Here is a 15,364-nt window from a genome sequence, read left to right as displayed (position 1 = left end):
ATGACGTGCCGCTTGACATGCAACCATTTGGTTGCCTATTGTCACCGCCATGGATGAGGTCTTCAAAGCGCTCGCCGACGCGTCACGACGATCGCTGCTCGACAGGCTTCACGCCAGGAACGGCCAGACGCTGAACGAACTCTGCGAAGGCCTCGCGATGACGCGGCAGGCCGTGACCAAGCATCTGGTGATTCTGGAAGAGGCCAACCTGGTCACGGCCATCAGGCATGGCCGCGAGAAGCTGCATTACCTCAATCCGGTGCCGATCCATCAGATCGGCGAACGCTGGATCAGAAAGTTCGAACGCGGCAAGCTCGCCGCGCTCGGCGAGTTGAAACGCCAGTTGGAGAAGCGCGATGAGTAAGCCGCAATTCGTCTATGTGAGCTATATCGAGACCTCGCCGGAAAAGCTGTGGGAGGCGCTGACGTCGAGCGAGTTCACCAGGCAATACTGGTTCGGCGCCGAGATCCGTTCCGACTGGAAGGTCGGCTCGCCCTTCGCGCTTCTGCTGGACGGCGAAATCACCGATTCCGGCGAGATCCTCGAGGCCGATCCGCCGCGGCGCCTGTCCTACAGCTTCAAGCACCAGAAATACGAAGAGCTCCGCGGCGAGCCGATCTCGCGCGTCGTCTTCACCATCGAACCGTTCGGCTCGCTCGTGCGTTTGACCGTGCTGCATGACGGCTTCGTCGAGGGCGGCAAATATCTCGGCGCCGTCTCCAATGGCTGGCCGGCGATCCTGTCAGGCCTCAAGAGCCTGTTGGAGCGAGGCAAGGTGCTCGCCATTCCCCGCGCAGCCCTCAACAAGGGATTCGACGCAAAATGAACCTCGATCAATTCAAGCCGCTCACCGTCTATACCATCTACATCGCCTCCACACCGGAGAAGGTGTGGGAGGCGCTGACCTCGGCCGAGTTCAGCCGGCAGTATTTCTTCGGCAACGCCGTGGAGGTCGAGCCGCGGCTCGGCGGCGCGTTCGTCGTGCGCACGCCCGACGGCGCCCTGCACATCAGCGGCGAGGTCCTCGCTTACGATCCGCCGCGAAAGCTCTCGGTCACCTTCAACGTCAACTGGCCGGATCTGATCGAGAAGCTCGGCCCGACCCTCGTCACCTACGAGATCGAAGAGGTCGGCGACGCGGTCCGTCTCACCATGAGCGAAGGCCATGACCGGCCGCTCAGCGACGACATCCTCTCCGGCGGACGGCAGGGCTGGCCCGCCATCCTCTCCAGCCTCAAGAGCATGCTCGAGACCGGCAAGCCGCTGGTGGTGAAGATGGGCCCGCCGCAGCGGATGCTGGATGCCCTGAAGGCGATGGGGATCAAGACGCCGTAGCGGCCGGAATCTGCGCCCTCATCGCTTCTTCTTCGCCGGCGGCGGTTGAATCTCGTCGATCTTGCGACGGCAATCCCCTTCCGAATCGTGCGGGCCCGAGACAAAGGTCCCACTGACCTTGATCGCGTACCAGCCCGACTCCACGCCGAGCCGGAGTGCTTCGTCTGTCTTGACGTGTCGTGGGGAGAGAGTTTGCATCAGGTGCTTTCGGTTGGCGTTCGATCTCGTATCGAACCGCGGTGGAATCTTTCAGGCATATCCGGCACGCGCCCGCCGCGTCCGACTCACCCGCGGGAACGGGCAATATGCGCAACCATCGCCGTTACGATGGCGTGATGAGCCAGCTCCGCCGGTGCGAGGAATGAGCCGTTTCACGTCGCGCGCGCATGGTCACGGCGCCGCGTGTGCGAAAGGACGACCGGACTTTCCGACATTGGCGCACCGTGCGCGCAATCACTGCAATTAGCTATCGTTTTCTCGCCCGCGCCGCGCTTTTGACGCGCCAAATGCCGTTCTCGATCGAATAAGGCCGCCGAAGCCTCGTTTTCGACTGCTTGGTCGTGCGTCGGGCTTGCCTCTCACGGCACCGGCGCCACCAGACGCCGATAGAGATGCCACGTCGCATGGCCGAGCACCGGCAGCGTCACGATCAGCCCGAGGAAGTAAGGCAGCGCGGAGACGATCAGCAGCATCACGATCACGGCCGCCCAACCGATCATCGGCAGCGGGCTGGTCACGACCGCGCGCACGCTCGTCACCATGGCCGTGACGAAATCGACCTCGCGGTCGAGCAGCAACGGAAACGACACCACGGTGAGCGAGAACAGGATCAGCGACAACACGGCGCCGACCGCGTTGCCGATGGCGAGGAACAGCAGACCCTCATTGGTCGTCAGCACCACCGTCATGAACTCCTGAAGGCTCGAGAACGAGGCGTGCAGGCCGAGCAGCAGCGCGATCAGGAGCCTCACCTGGTACATCCAGATCACGAACATGAACAGCGTGACGAACGCCATCCAGCCGATCTCGCTGCGCGAGCGTATCGCCGACCAGATCGCGCCGAAGGAGACGGGCTCGCCGCGCTCGCGGCGGCGGCTGACCTCGTAGAGACCGATCGCGACGAACGGGCCGATCAGCGCGAAACCGGCGGCCAGGGGATAGACCAGGTAGACCATGCCGAAAGCGGTGAGGCAGAGCATGATGGCGATGCCGCCGGCGGCATAGAGTGCGCCGAAGCAAAGCCCGTAGAGCGGCAGCGCCTGGAAATCGCGGAGACCCTCGACCAGCGCCTCGGCAATGTCGGTCGCCATAACGGGACGCACCACCGGATCGACCTTGCCCGAGATGGACATCAGCTTCCTCCTCATTTGCCGGTGCGATCTTCGTCGCACGCGGATCGTCCGTGATATTAGCGCCGTCGGGCGCCGCGCGCACGCGCAGTTTGGTTCCGGATGACGGTATCCTGGGAGCCCGGCGGCGCTGCGTCGACGCCCCCTGTCGGGGGCTCACCCGTGCTGCGCGCAACCTCAGAATCTTTCCCCCCTCGAGGGCTTTTGGGCACGATGCCTATGGACGGAACGGACGGTGGTGCCGCAAATTGCACCTTCGAACCAGCACACGCGATGACCAGAGCGGACCACCCGACCGATGAGCTTGCGTACCCGGCTACTGATACTCGTCATCGCGGCCATGCTGGTGCCGGCGAGCCTCGTCGGGCTGCGTTTCATGCAGAATCGAAGCAGCGACATCAACGCCGCCCTGACCAATCTGGCGGCGGCGGCCGACGAGATTGCAAGCGATCTGGACGAGAAGATCCAGGGCACCGCGCAGCTTCACTATGGTCTCGCCCGTGCCCGCGACCTCGACACGCGCGACAAGGCGGCGTGCTCGGCGTTCCTGTCGGAAGTGCGCGAGGAATACCCGCAGTTCACCGGGATATTGACCATCGATCCCGACGGCAGCCTGTTCTGCGACTCGCTGCGGACCAACCGCACGCTCGACCTGAGGGATCGCGCCTATTTCAAGCAGGCCCTAGTCTCGCGCGGTGTCGTGCTCGAGCCGGTCTTCGGCCGGCTGACCGGACTGTCAGTGCTCCAGATCGCATATCCTGTGCGATCGGAAGCCGGCGCGCTGAAGCTGATCCTGCTGGCTTCGTTCAACCTGCGCAAATTCGCGGAGTTTCACCACAAGCGGCTGCTCGCCGAGAAGGATATCCTGCTCGTCGATGCCAAGGGCACGGTTCTGGTCGCTCCCTCCGGCGGAGGCTGGACCGAGCCTGTCGGCGGGTCGATCGCGGGATCCGAACTGTTCCGCTTCGCGGCAACGCCCGACCGGAAGGCGTTTCAGGAAGTGACCGATCGCGAGGGCCGCACCCATGTCTGGAGTGTCGCCGCCCGCTCGCCGTCGACCCTGGATGCCGGTCTCTACATCCTGGTCGGACGGTCCAAGGACGGGCTGGTCGCGGCAGCGAACCGACGACTCTACGAGGACATGGCGATCCTGGCGGTGGCCTCGCTGCTGCTGCTGGCGGCGGTCTGGATCCTCGCGACGGTGAGCGTCGGCCGCCAGGTCGGGCGGCTCGCCGCGATGGCCAAGAGGCTCGGGCGCGGTGACCTCGGCGCGCGAATTCTGCCGCCCCATCCGCGCGGCGAACTCGGCGGACTGATGAGCCTGCTCAACGACACCGCCGAGTCGCTCCAGCAGCAACGCGCCGCCATCGCGGAGCTCAACCAGAAACTCAGCCAGTCCCAGAAGATGGAGGCCATGGGCCAGCTCACCGGCGGCGTGGCGCACGATTTCAACAATCTGCTGACCGTCATTCTCGGCAATGCGGAGCATCTTGCCGACAGCCTGGCGGGAAACAAGGAATTGCACCGGATCGCCGGCGATATCGCGACCGCCGCGGAGCGCGGCTCAGACCTGACGCGGAGCCTGCTCGCCTTCGCACGCAAGCAGCCCTTGAGGCCGAGGGAGATCGACATCGCCGGCAGGATTCGCGACATGGAGCCGTTGCTGCGTCGGACCCTGGGCGGGCACATCGAGTGCGCTTTCGCGCTCGAGGCGAATGTGTGGTTGACCAGCGTCGATCCCGGCCAGCTGACAACTGCGCTGCTCAACCTCGTGCTCAACGCGCGCGACGCCTTGCCTGACGGCGGCAAGCTGACGGTCGAGGTGCGCAACGTTTCGCTCGAAGAAACTGACGTCGACGTCAACGGCGAGCCGCGGCCCGGCGACTACGTCATGGTCGCGGTGACGGACACGGGCAGCGGCATGACCGCCGAGGTGGCGAGCCGCGCGTTCGAGCCGTTCTTCACCACCAAGGAGGTCGGCAAGGGGACCGGGCTTGGCCTCAGCATGGTCTACGGGTTCGTGCGACAATCCGGCGGCCTGGTGCAGATGCAGTCCGAACCGGGACACGGCAGCGTCGTCAGGCTGTTCTTTCCCCGCCTCGCAATGCCGCCGACCGAGGACCCATCCCCCCAGGATCGGACCGTCGCACCCGACGGAAGCGAGACCATTCTCGTGGTCGAGGACGACGACATGGTTCGGGCCTATGTCGTGAACGAGCTGAAGACGCTCGGCTACCGCGTCATCGCGGCGCCGAACGGCCCCGCGGCGCTCGACCTGTTGCGCCGGCCGGGGGACATCCACCTGCTGTTCACCGACGTCGTGATGCCCGGCGGCATGTTCGGGCCGGAGCTTGCCAGGCAGGCCACCGGCTTGCGGCCCGAGCTCAAGGTGCTCTTCACCTCCGGCTACACCCAAAATCCCGTCAAGACGCCCGACGGGCTCGGCGACGCCCGTATTCTGACAAAACCGTTCCGGCGGCACGACCTCGCCACGATGCTGCGGTCCGCCCTGTCGGCGCCGCCGCGATGACGTCAGGACGACCACGTGAGCAGAAGCGCCACGCCAAGATTGGCCGCGAACAGGGCCGCGTCGATCACGAAGATCCTGAGCATCGGCCCCTTCAACACGGGCCAGTAGGCAACCCCGACGCGTCCGCCGCGCATCAGGACCGGCAGGTTATAGGCGAACTGGCTGAAGTGGCAGGCGGCGAAGAACAGGAACAGCACAAGCTGCGCCTCGACGGGCTGGAAGAACGGCGGGCGCGCGACCAGAAGAAAGAACGACAAAAGCCCGATCGGCAAATTCATCCCGCCCAGGAACGCCACGCTGGCCGCGAGGGTCGGCGCGATTGGATTGCTCCGCTCTTCCCGCGGCAGCAAGATCTTCAACGTGTTGCGCTGTGCAATGCTGAACTGGATGAATGCGCCGCCGAACCAGAGCGCGTTGAGAAGCAGAACGAAATCCGAAAGGCGCATGTCTATTTTCCGTAAAAGGCTTCGCTGCGCACCACGCGGCCGGCAGCGTCGAAATCCATGAACTCGCTGGCGCGCGTGTCGCCGAGCTGCCACCACACCGTCAGCCGCGAGATCGTGTCATCCCAGCTCCAGGTCAGGATCTTCAGGTCGGTGCTTTCGATGTGGCCATCGGCCTTCCGCCAGTAGGCGCGGATATTTTCGGCGCCAGCGACGACAGGAGAGCCGGTCAGTGTCAGCGCCAGCGGGCTGCGCATCTGCGCATTGTCGGCAAAGTGCGCGACGACCGCGTCGATATCGACCTTGCACCAGTTCGCGCACCATGCCGCGACGAAGCGTTCGGCGGCTGCGCGATTCATTATCTGTGCACTCGTGTCTTGAGCGCTCATCTCTTGAGCGCTCCCGGCTTCCGTCCGCTCATGACGCGGCCCTCCCCTGGCTCGTTGCCGGGAAAGTGGCAAAGTCCACGCCTCATGTCAACTATGTTGACTTGAGAATTCGTCAGTGGTTGTCGGCGATCGCCCCCATGACGGCCATCCATGACGCCGCGCCGGACGCCCCGACGCGATCGAACGCCGCGCGCAGGGCCTTGCGCTCGTGGTCCGATGCCCTTTGCTCGATACGTTTCCCGGCGTCCGTCAGGCGCAGCAGCTTGGAGCGATGCTGCTCGGGCGAGCGCTTCGACGTCAGGAGCTTGCGCTCCAGCAGCAGGTTGAGCGGCCGGTTCAACGCCTGCTTGGAAATGCCGAGGATCTCGATCAGCGCGCCGATCGCGATGTCGGGCCGGCGGGCCACCACGTAGAGGATACGATGGTGCGGGCGCGACAGGCCCTGCTTTGCAAGATACTCGTCGGCCTCCAGCGTCATCCCGCGCCAGCCGTAATACATGAGCTCCAGCGCAGCATCGAGATCGTGCAGCTTCGCAAGTGAGGCGCGGTGAAGCCCCGCGGCTTGAGACGTCTTTGGCATTGTAAGAAGCTAACCCTTCGCCCGCAGTTCGCGCCGCAGCACCTTGCCGGTCGCCGTCATCGGCAGCGTCTCGGCGAACTCCACGAAGCGCGGATATTCGTGCGCGGCGAGCTGCACCTTCACGAACTCCTGGATCTCGCGCGCGAGCGCGTCGCTGCCGGTAAAGCCCGGACGCAGCACGATCCAGGCCTTGATCGACTCCGTGCGGATCGGATCGGGAATACCGACCACCGCGGCCATCGCCACCGACGGATGCTTCATCAGCGTGTGCTCGATCTCGGATGGGCCGACGCGATAGCCGGCGGTGGTGATGACGTCGTCCTCGCGGCTGACATACCAGAAATAGCCGTCCTCGTCCTGCACGCCGAGATCGCCGGTGAGCAGGAAGTCGCCGGCATATTTCTTACGCGTCGCCTCCGGATTGCGCCAGTATTCGAGCATGGTGACGGGGCACGGCTGGCGCACGCCGATGATGCCGCGCTGCCCGCGCGGCTGCTCCTCGCCCTTGTCGTTGACGATGCGGACGTCGAAGCCCGGCGTCGCCTTGCCCATCGCGCCGGGCCGGATCGGAAACAGGTTGGAGTTGCTGCCGATCACGAGATTGCACTCGGTCTGGCCGAATACTTCGTGCGCGTCGATGCCGAAGGTCTCGCGCACCCAGCCCAAGAGTTCGCCGCCGAGCGATTCGCCGCCGGTGAAAATGCTGCGCAGCTTGACGCCGGGATGCTTCACGCCGGCCTGCCGCATCAGCTTCAGCGCCGTCGGCGGCAGGAAGACGTTGCGGACGGAAAGATCGGCCATCATCTGCATCGCCGCCTGCGGCTCGAATTTTCGGGCGCGGTGACCGACCAGGGGAATGCCGTGATACCAGAACGCGAGCAGGCCGTTGACGAGGCCGCCGATCCAGGCCCAGTCCGCCGGCGTCCACATCAGATCGCCGGGGCGCGGCAGGAAGTTGTGGCACATCTCGACGTTCGGCAGATGGCCGAGCACGACGCGATGCGCATGCAGCGCTCCCTTCGGATTGCCCGTTGTGCCCGAGGTGTAGATGATCAGCGCAGGATCGTCGGCCGAGGTGTCGACGGTCGCAAAATCCTCGGACGCGGTTTCGATCGCCGGCCAGAACGGTTTTGCGCCGGCGTGGACGGCGCCGCTCGTGACATAGATGTCCTGCAAATAGGGCAGCCGATCGCGGACCCTCGTGAGCTTCTCCCAGCCCGCCTCATCAGTGATGATGGCTCTTGCTTGCGAATTCGACAGGCGAAATTCCAGCGCGTCCTCGCCGAACAGCGCGAACAGAGGGATCGAGATCAGCCCGGAGCGGAACGCCGCCATATGCGCGATAGGCAGCTCCAGCGACTGCGACAGGAACACCGCGACGCGGTCGCCGCGCGCAAGGCCATCCGCCTTCAGCACGTTGGCGAAGCGGCGCGACATCTCCGCGACCTCGTCGAAGGAGGTGCGCGTGGTGGCGCCGTTCTCGTCGACATAGATCAGCGCGAGACGGCCGGTACCGTCGGCATGGCGGTCGCAGCACGCCTCCGCCATGTTGAAGCGCGCCGGGATATCCCAGCGGAAGTTGCGATAGAGCTCGTCGTAGGTCTTGGCTTCGGTGAGCATGGCTCGCGTTTCCACGGTCTTGGCGTCATGGCCGGGCGAAAGCGCGAAGCGCGTCTTCGCGATCAAAGTCCCGGCCATCCACGCCCTTGCTTCTTGAGCCTAGTCTAAGCTCGTGGATGCCCGGGACAAGCCCGGGCATGATCTGCATTCGACGTCGTTCCGGGGCGGTCCGCAGGACCGACCCCGGAATCTCGAGATTCTCAGGCGTGCAATTGCGCACCATAGTTCGCGCTTTGCGCGCGCCGGAATGACCGCGAGAGAATTATCGCACTGTCGCGAAGAACTTCCTGACATCGCGCACGAACAGCTCCGGCTGCTCGAAGGCGGCGAAATGGCCACCCTTCTCCATCTCGCTCCAATGCGTGATGTTGGAAAAGTTGGGCTCCATCCAGCGCCGTATCGGCGTGATGATCTCCTTCGGGAAGACGGCGACACCGGTCGGCACGCCGACCCTGGGCGTTGTGCGGCGCTTGCCAAAGCTTTCCCAATAGAGCCGTGCGGACGAGGTCGCCGTCTCCGTCGCCCAATAGAGCATGACGTTGTCGAGCAGTTCGTCCCTGGAGAAGATGTTCTCGGGATGACCGCCGCAATCGGTCCAGGCCCAGAACTTTTCCAGAATCCAGGCCGCCTGCCCGCTCGGCGAATCCGTCAAGCCGTAGCCGAGCGTCTGCGGCCGCGTCGACTGCTGCTTGGAATAACCGGAGTCGAGATCGACATAATGCTTGAGGCCGGCGAGCGCGCGCTTCTCCTCCGCCGTCGGCTCGCCCTCGACCTTCGGCGCCGCGTTGAAGGCGAGCGTGATGTGGATACCGGCGCAATGCTCGGCGTCCTGCGCGCCGAGCGAGGTCGTCACCGCCGAGCCCCAGTCGCCGCCTTGCGCGCCATAGCGTGCGTAACCAAGCCGTTCCATCAGCTTCGCCCATGTCGCGGCGATGCGGTCGACGCCCCAGCCGGTGGTCTTCGGCTTGGCGGAGAAGCCGAATCCCGGCAGCGAGGGACAGACGACGTGGAACGCATCCGCAGGATTGCCGCCATGCGCGGCGGGATCGACCAGCGGCGCGATCACCTTCTGGAATTCCACGATCGAGCCGGGCCAGCCATGGGTGATGATCAGCGGCAGCGCGGAGGGCTCCCTCGAACGCGCATGCAGGAAGTGGATATCGAGCCCGTCGATCTCGGTCGTGTATTGATCGATGCGGTTGAGCCTGGCTTCGCGGGCGCGCCAGTCGTAGCCATCAGCCCAATAGGTGCAGATCTCCCGGATCCATTTCAGCGGCGCGCCCTGGCTCCAGTCGTCGACGAGTTCAGCCTCCGGCCAGCGCGTGCGGGCGAGGCGCGATTTGAGATCGGCGAGGATGTCGTCGCTGATGGCGATGCGGAACGGCTTGATGGCGCCGGTCATCGGTTGCCTCCCCTTGTTCTTTTGTCATTCCGGGGCGCGCCCCTTGGCGCGAGCCCGGAATCCATTGCGCAACAGAACTGGCGGCCCGATGGATTCTCTGATGCGCAATTGCGCATCATAGCTCGACGCTGACGCGTCGCCCCGGAATGACAACTCAGCCCGACAGCGCCGCCTTCACCAAACCACTCGCCTTGCCGAAATCCATCTGGCCGGCGTACTTCGCCCGCAACACCGCGATCACCTTGCCCATGTCCTTCATGCCGGCTGCACCGGTTTCAGCGATCGCGTCCGAGATCGCCTTCTTGACCTCGTCATCGGACATCTGCTTCGGCAGGTAGGCCGAGATCACCGCGATCTCCTCGCGCTCCTGCTGGGCAAGCTCGGCGCGGCCGCCCTTGTCGTAGAGCTCGACCGATTCCTGGCGCTGCTTGATCATCTTCTGCAGCACGGCGAGCAGGTCGGCGTCCGACAGCGGCGGCTTGCCGCTGCCGCGGGCCTCGATGTCGGCGTTCTTGAAGGTCGAATTGACCATGCGCAGCGTGGACAGCTTGCGCTCGTCCTTGGCCTTCATGGCCTCCTTGACCGCATTGTTGATGTCGTCGCGCAGCATGGTCGTGATCCCTTTGAATATCCGACGCCTGATCTAGGCCGTTCGCGCTCCCGAGACAACCTGGCTTTGCAGCCATTCGGTCAGCGCCTGCACCGTCGCCGCGGGCTGTTCCGGCTGCGGCAGATGCCCGCAATTCGCCAGAACGACGAGCTTCGCGCCGGCAATGCCGTCCGCCATCTCCTTCGAGAACGCATTGGGAATCGTGTTGTCCTGATCGCCGGTCAGCACCAGCGTTGGGCATTTGATCGTGGCCAGCGTCGGCCGCGAGTCGACCCGCGCAATGATCGCGGTCTGCTGCCGCAGATAGCCGTCGACGCCGACGTCGTCGCCCTGCTCATGCACGAGCCGGCGAAGGTCGGCATCGTCGCGGCGCGAGGGATGCACCAGTTCCGGAAACATCTCCTCGCGCGCGGCACGCAACTCCCCGCGCTTCGCGCGCTCCATCAGGCCGCGGCGGCGCTGGGTCGCCTCCGCCGTATCGGGCCGGGCCTGGGTGTTGATCAGCGCGAGCCTCAAAACCCGCTCGGGCGCCTGGCGCATGATCTCCAGCGCGATGTAGCCACCCATGGAATGGCCGGCGAGCGCAAAGCGCGGCGGGGCCTCGCCCAGCACGCGGCGGGCGATCGCCGCCATGCTGTCATCGCGGATATGGTTGGCGACCATCACCGGGCCGAACCGCCACAGCGCCGGGATCACCGGGGCATAGATCCGGGCCGAGGAGGCCAGCCCCGGAACCAGCAGAAGCGGGGTGGTCTGGTCCATTATTGCCTCGAAAGCCCCTGGATTTGCCGGAAATTGTGCGGTCAAGCTTAAGTACCCGGGACGGGCTGTCAAATATGCAAAAACGCATGTGAATCGGGCCTCTCCCGCTTTGACGGAGGCGCGCGGGCAGACTATGAAACGCGCTCATGACACAACATGACAACGATCCCGCCTGGCCGGACCATAAACCGACCGCGCTCCTCGTGCTCGCCGATGGCACGGTGCTCGAAGGCTTCGGTCTCGGCGCCGAAGGCCACGCCGTCGGTGAAGTCTGCTTCAACACCGCGATGACCGGTTATGAGGAGATCCTCACCGATCCCTCCTATGCCGGCCAGCTCATCACCTTCACCTTCCCGCATATCGGCAATGTCGGTACCAACGAGGAAGACATCGAGACGGTGAACATGGCCGCGACGCCGGGCGCGCGCGGCGTGATCCTGCGCACCGCCATCACCGATCCCTCGAACTACCGCGCCACCAAGCATCTCGACGCCTGGCTGAAGGCGCGCGGCATCATCGGCCTCTCCGGCATCGACACCCGCGCGCTGACCGCGCTGATCCGCAGCAAGGGCATGCCCAATGCCGTGATCGCGCATGCCAGGAACGGCGAGTTCGACCTGCATGGTCTGAAGGAAGAAGCCCGCGAATGGCCGGGACTCGAGGGCATGGACCTCGTGCCGATGGTCACCTCCGGCCAGCGCTTCACCTGGGACGAGACGCCGTGGCTCTGGGACAAGGGCTTTGGCCAGCAGGACAAGACCGAGTTCAACGTCGTCGCCATCGACTACGGCATCAAGCGCAACATTTTGCGCCTGCTCGCCGGCGTCGGCTGCAAGGTGACGGTGGTGCCGGCAACGACGTCAGCCGAAGATATCCTGGCGATGAAGCCGGACGGCGTGTTCCTGTCGAACGGCCCGGGCGATCCGGCCGCGACCGGCAAATATGCCGTGCCTGTCATCCGGGACGTCATCAAGTCGGGCACGCCGACCTTCGGGATTTGTCTTGGCCACCAGATGCTCGGCCTCGCCGTCGGCGCCAAGACCAAGAAGATGCATCAGGGCCACCACGGCGCCAATCATCCCGTGAAGGACGAGACCACCGGCAAGGTCGAGATCACCTCGATGAACCACGGCTTCGCGGTGGACGAGAAGACGCTGCCGAAGGGTGCGACGCAGACCCACATCTCGCTGTTCGACGGCTCCAATTGCGGCATCCAGCTCGACGGCAAGCCGGTGTTCTCGGTGCAGTACCACCCCGAGGCTTCGCCGGGCCCGCGCGACTCGCACTACCTGTTCCAGCGCTTCGCCGAGCTGATGCGGCAGAAGAAGAGCGCGTAAGCGGCAAGATCACCCGGCGGATGAATCCGCCGGGGCCCGCCGTCAGGGGCGCATGAACATGAAGTCCGTGTCGGGATCGCAGTTCTCGGCGATGAAGCGCAGCTCCGCCTGAATGTCGGCGACGGACCTCGTCTCGAGATATTTTGAGATCACCAGGCTGAGCAAGGCGCGGCAGACGGCTTCGTGCCCGAGACCGGCCGTCTCCGCCTCGTCGACGGCCGCCGAAAAATGGCGCTGCGCAACGTCGGATGCGTACATGGCGTCCCCCTCCTTCGCGTTGATTTGCGTGCCCCTGAATGGCCGCCCGCGCCTTGATCTCCGTCAAGCCGGCATGTGGACTTGTGTCAGGAACAAGGACGCCTGCGCCGTCTTGATTCCTGGTCTGTTGCCACTGGAGCCTCCCATGTCCGTCGTCCGCGACAATGCCGAGCCGCTCGCCATCGTGTTTGAGGATGACGGGCTCGTGCCGAACAACATCCTCCCCTTCCTGGTCTACCAGGGGGCGGTGAAGCTCGACCCGGAGCAGACGATCGAAAACCTGTTTGAGGAGAACGGCTGGGGCGGCACGTGGCGCAACGGCGTCTACGACTATCTGCACTACCACGCGACGGTGCATGAGGTGCTCGGCGTTGCGCGTGGGAGCGCACGCGTTCGCTTCGGCGGCGACCATGGCCAGGAGCTTCAGATCAAGGCCGGCGATGTCGCGATCCTGCCAGCCGGCACCGGACATCAGTGCATCAAGGCAAGCGGTGATTTCTGCGTGATCGGCGCCTATCCGCCGGGCAGCAAGATGGAGATCACGCGCGCGACGCCGGAGAACCATGCCAAGGCGCTGAAGACGATTCCAAAGGTCGCGTTGCCGCCGGCCGATCCGGTGACAGGCAAGGATGGGGCGCTGACGCGGTTGTGGCGATAGCTACAAGCGCGGTGCCGTAGGGTGGGCAATGCGAAGCGTGCCCACCAATCCATTTGAACTGTGCGGACAGATGATGGGCACGGCGCGCGCCTTTGCCCACCCTACGGCACCATGACTAAGCCTCGTTCGCGCCTTCCTGGCGGGTGGCTTCGAACAGGAACCAGGTGCGCCGCTCGGTCTCGTCGATGAAGACCTCGAGGATGCTGGCGCTGGCGACATCGCCGGCGTCATCGCAGACTTCGTGGGCCTTCCGCATCGCGCCCGCGACATGCTTGTTGTCCTGCATCAGCTCGCGCAGCATCTCGCGCGGCGGGACGTAATCCTCGTTGTTGTCCTTGATGGTCTGGAGCTTTGCGACCTGGCCGATCGACTTCAGCGTCGCACCGCCGATCTTGCGGACGCGCTCGGCGAGCTGGTCGGTGGTGGCGAAGATCTGGTCCGAGTGCTCGTCGAGCAGCAGATGGTAGTCGCGGAAATGCCGGCCGCTGATGTGCCAGTGGAAATTCTTGGTCTTGAGATACAGTGCGAACGCGTCGGCCAGAAGCACGTTGAGCGCCTCCGAAACCTTGTTGACCGCCTGGGGCGACAGATCGGTGGGGGTGTCGAGGTCGGGCGAGACCTTGTTGGGGGCTTTGCTCACGGGAAACCTTCCTGTTAGGACGCGGACATTGACGGCGCGCCGTCGCCCCCCTAACGCAAGGTGGGCAGCGCCGGTTCCTGTGCAGGAGCTGTTTGGCCGGGACGTTCGGACACCATGGACGATTGGATCGATTATTACGACTCCACGCATACGATCTATGTCAGCAAGCTGCATCGCGATTTGCACTTCCAGATCATCGCGCGGGACATCATCGGCTACATCTCCTCGCCCGAGGCGACGGTGCTGGACTACGCCTGCGGCGAGGCGCTGTCGGCGAGCCAGGTCGCAGCCGCCTGCGGCAAGCTGATCCTTGCCGAGCCGGCGCCGGGCGTGCGCGGGCGGCTGATCGCGCGGTTTGCCCCGAACACCAAGATCCGCGTCCGCTCGCTCGACGACGCCCGCAAGATGCAGGACCAGTCCATCGACCTCGTGGTGATGAACTCGGTCACGCAGTACATGACGCCGGAGGAGCTCGATGCCGCGCTGCTCAACATCCGGCGATTGTTGACCCCGTCCGGCAAGCTGGTGCTCGGCGACATCCTCCAGCCCAATGTCGGCATGTTCAGGGACGTGATGGCGCTGCTCGGCTTCGGCTTGCGTCACGGCTTCCTGAAGGACGCGCTGATCGGGCTGATCAGCACCGCGCTGTCCGATTACCGTCAGCTGCGCTCGCGCATCGGGCTGCAGCGCTACAGCGAGGACGAGATCACGGCCAGGTTGAAGGCGGCCGGGTTCGCGGTCCAGCGCGCCCACACCAATATCGGCCACAATCGCTGGCGCATGACCTTCATCGCGCGGCCGCCAATGGTTCGTTAAGCATAACAATTGGCTGAGGTGGCTTGTCGCACCTCGCTCGGACATGATCCATCCGGCCCGGTGGCGGAAGTGTCTACGCGAGAGCGGTGCATCGCTCTTTATCCTGGTTCAAATCCAGGCCGGGTCTCCACGCTTCGCCCTGACGGGCTACGCGTGGCGCAGCCATGCTAGACCGGCAGCGGAAGCGTGTCCGGCGCAACTTGAGCGAAGCGAAAGCGTAGACGGACTGTATCCGCGGCTCAATCTGCCTTGGCGACTTCACACTCCGACAGAAGCTGAAGCCGGTCCGCATCCTTGGCTGCGGAGCTGAGCACGGCATCGAGCAGGCCGGGGAAGCGCACCTCCAGATCCTCACGGCGCAGCCGCATGAAGCGGTTGGTGCCCGCCACGCGCGTCTGCATCAGGCCGCATTCGCGCAACTTGGCGAAGTGATAGGCGAGGTTGGATTTGCCGGCGAGACCATTGAAGTCGCCGCAGCAGAGCTCACTGCTGACACGTTCCTGCTGGGCGAGCTGGTAGACGATCGCCAACCGGATCGGATCGCTCAGGCAATCCAGGACCATCGGCAGCTCGATCTGCTCGCGGGTGGGATGGAGGGGCGTGCGGCTCATGGTCCGAATCATAGCGATGCGGC

At 64.7% G+C, this 15,364-nt stretch carries 19 protein-coding genes; 7 read left to right on the top strand and 12 right to left on the bottom strand.

The features are described from left to right. Positions 1–49 precede the first annotated feature (49 nt). Genes AB5K84_RS08945 through AB5K84_RS08935 form a run of 3 tightly spaced genes read left to right on the top strand, consistent with a single transcriptional unit; the run spans position 50 to position 1,336 of the window. Positions 50–364, top strand: coding sequence for an ArsR/SmtB family transcription factor (locus AB5K84_RS08945; RefSeq protein WP_011090094.1), 315 nt, complete (start codon positions 50–52; stop codon positions 362–364). Then, positions 357–827 (top strand): SRPBCC family protein, encoded by a 471-nt coding sequence (locus AB5K84_RS08940; protein ID WP_011090095.1) that lies wholly within the window; start codon positions 357–359, stop codon positions 825–827. Before AB5K84_RS08945 ends, AB5K84_RS08940 begins: the two co-directional genes overlap by 8 nt. Then, positions 824–1,336, top strand: a complete 513-nt coding sequence (locus tag AB5K84_RS08935; RefSeq protein WP_011090096.1) for an SRPBCC family protein — start codon at positions 824–826, stop codon at positions 1,334–1,336. Before AB5K84_RS08940 ends, AB5K84_RS08935 begins: the two co-directional genes overlap by 4 nt. 18 nt (positions 1,337–1,354) lie before the next feature. Here the strand turns inward: AB5K84_RS08935 and AB5K84_RS08930 are convergent, their stop codons facing one another. Then, positions 1,355–1,534, bottom strand: coding sequence for a hypothetical protein (locus tag AB5K84_RS08930; RefSeq protein WP_028172854.1), 180 nt, complete (start codon positions 1,532–1,534; stop codon positions 1,355–1,357). Between the two features lie 380 nt (positions 1,535–1,914). Continuing rightward, on the bottom strand, positions 1,915–2,688 hold the full coding sequence (locus AB5K84_RS08925) for a DUF2189 domain-containing protein (protein WP_028172853.1): 774 nt from the start codon (positions 2,686–2,688) through the stop codon (positions 1,915–1,917). A gap of 295 nt (positions 2,689–2,983) precedes the next feature. On the opposite strand from AB5K84_RS08925, the gene AB5K84_RS08920 reads away from it, so the two are divergent. Continuing rightward, positions 2,984–5,215 (top strand): ATP-binding protein, encoded by a 2,232-nt coding sequence (locus tag AB5K84_RS08920; protein ID WP_011090098.1) that lies wholly within the window; start codon positions 2,984–2,986, stop codon positions 5,213–5,215. Positions 5,216–5,217: 2 nt separating this feature from the next. Here the strand turns inward: AB5K84_RS08920 and AB5K84_RS08915 are convergent, their stop codons facing one another. The 7 genes from AB5K84_RS08915 to AB5K84_RS08885 all read right to left on the bottom strand — a co-directional run bounded on the left by AB5K84_RS08915 (position 5,218) and on the right by AB5K84_RS08885 (position 11,021). Next, entirely contained in the window at positions 5,218–5,661 is a 444-nt protein-coding gene (locus tag AB5K84_RS08915; protein ID WP_011090099.1) for a hypothetical protein, read from the bottom strand. 2 nt (positions 5,662–5,663) lie between these two features. Then, positions 5,664–6,017 (bottom strand): nuclear transport factor 2 family protein, encoded by a 354-nt coding sequence (locus AB5K84_RS08910; protein WP_038965424.1) that lies wholly within the window; start codon positions 6,015–6,017, stop codon positions 5,664–5,666. 142 nt (positions 6,018–6,159) lie between these two features. Next, entirely contained in the window at positions 6,160–6,627 is a 468-nt protein-coding gene (locus AB5K84_RS08905) for a MarR family transcriptional regulator (protein WP_011090101.1), read from the bottom strand. Positions 6,628–6,636: 9 nt separating this feature from the next. Beyond that, entirely contained in the window at positions 6,637–8,247 is a 1,611-nt protein-coding gene (locus AB5K84_RS08900) for an acyl-CoA synthetase (RefSeq protein WP_038965432.1), read from the bottom strand. 262 nt (positions 8,248–8,509) lie between these two features. Next, positions 8,510–9,649: an epoxide hydrolase family protein gene (locus tag AB5K84_RS08895; protein WP_011090103.1), complete on the bottom strand. Its 1,140-nt coding sequence runs from the start codon at positions 9,647–9,649 to the stop codon at positions 8,510–8,512. A 154-nt stretch (positions 9,650–9,803) separates the two neighbouring features. Next, positions 9,804–10,259: a GatB/YqeY domain-containing protein gene (locus tag AB5K84_RS08890; protein ID WP_011090104.1), complete on the bottom strand. Its 456-nt coding sequence runs from the start codon at positions 10,257–10,259 to the stop codon at positions 9,804–9,806. A gap of 33 nt (positions 10,260–10,292) precedes the next feature. After that, positions 10,293–11,021 (bottom strand): alpha/beta fold hydrolase, encoded by a 729-nt coding sequence (locus AB5K84_RS08885; protein ID WP_011090105.1) that lies wholly within the window; start codon positions 11,019–11,021, stop codon positions 10,293–10,295. 146 nt (positions 11,022–11,167) lie between these two features. On the opposite strand from AB5K84_RS08885, the gene carA reads away from it, so the two are divergent. Next, a complete protein-coding gene (carA, locus tag AB5K84_RS08880) occupies positions 11,168–12,358 on the top strand; it encodes a glutamine-hydrolyzing carbamoyl-phosphate synthase small subunit (RefSeq protein ID WP_011090106.1) in 1,191 nt (396 codons plus the stop codon). 42 nt (positions 12,359–12,400) lie between these two features. On the opposite strand, the gene AB5K84_RS08875 is transcribed toward carA, so the two are convergent. Continuing rightward, the gene (locus AB5K84_RS08875; RefSeq protein WP_011090107.1) at positions 12,401–12,616 is read right to left on the bottom strand and encodes a hypothetical protein; all 216 of its coding nucleotides are present in this window, start codon (positions 12,614–12,616) and stop codon (positions 12,401–12,403) included. Between the two features lie 145 nt (positions 12,617–12,761). Between AB5K84_RS08875 and AB5K84_RS08870 the strand changes: the two genes are divergently transcribed. After that, complete coding sequence (locus tag AB5K84_RS08870; RefSeq protein ID WP_038965423.1) at positions 12,762–13,274, top strand: hypothetical protein; 513 nt, start codon at positions 12,762–12,764, stop codon at positions 13,272–13,274. 115 nt (positions 13,275–13,389) lie between these two features. On the opposite strand, the gene AB5K84_RS08865 is transcribed toward AB5K84_RS08870, so the two are convergent. Next, complete coding sequence (locus AB5K84_RS08865) at positions 13,390–13,914, bottom strand: Dps family protein (RefSeq protein WP_027547661.1); 525 nt, start codon at positions 13,912–13,914, stop codon at positions 13,390–13,392. Between the two features lie 114 nt (positions 13,915–14,028). On the opposite strand from AB5K84_RS08865, the gene AB5K84_RS08860 reads away from it, so the two are divergent. Then, positions 14,029–14,730 (top strand): class I SAM-dependent methyltransferase, encoded by a 702-nt coding sequence (locus AB5K84_RS08860; protein WP_038965422.1) that lies wholly within the window; start codon positions 14,029–14,031, stop codon positions 14,728–14,730. 239 nt (positions 14,731–14,969) lie between these two features. Here AB5K84_RS08860 and AB5K84_RS08855 read toward each other — a convergent pair whose 3' ends face one another. After that, entirely contained in the window at positions 14,970–15,341 is a 372-nt protein-coding gene (locus AB5K84_RS08855) for an ArsR/SmtB family transcription factor (protein WP_038965431.1), read from the bottom strand. Positions 15,342–15,364 lie beyond the last annotated feature (23 nt).

Origin of the sequence: Bradyrhizobium sp. 1200_D9_N1_1 (genome assembly GCF_052075915.1) — a bacterium.
Classification (GTDB): Bacteria; Pseudomonadota; Alphaproteobacteria; order Rhizobiales; family Xanthobacteraceae; genus Bradyrhizobium; species Bradyrhizobium diazoefficiens.
The sequence above is the reverse complement of the archived record's forward strand: the minus strand, read 5'-3'. Positions and strand labels throughout refer to the sequence as shown.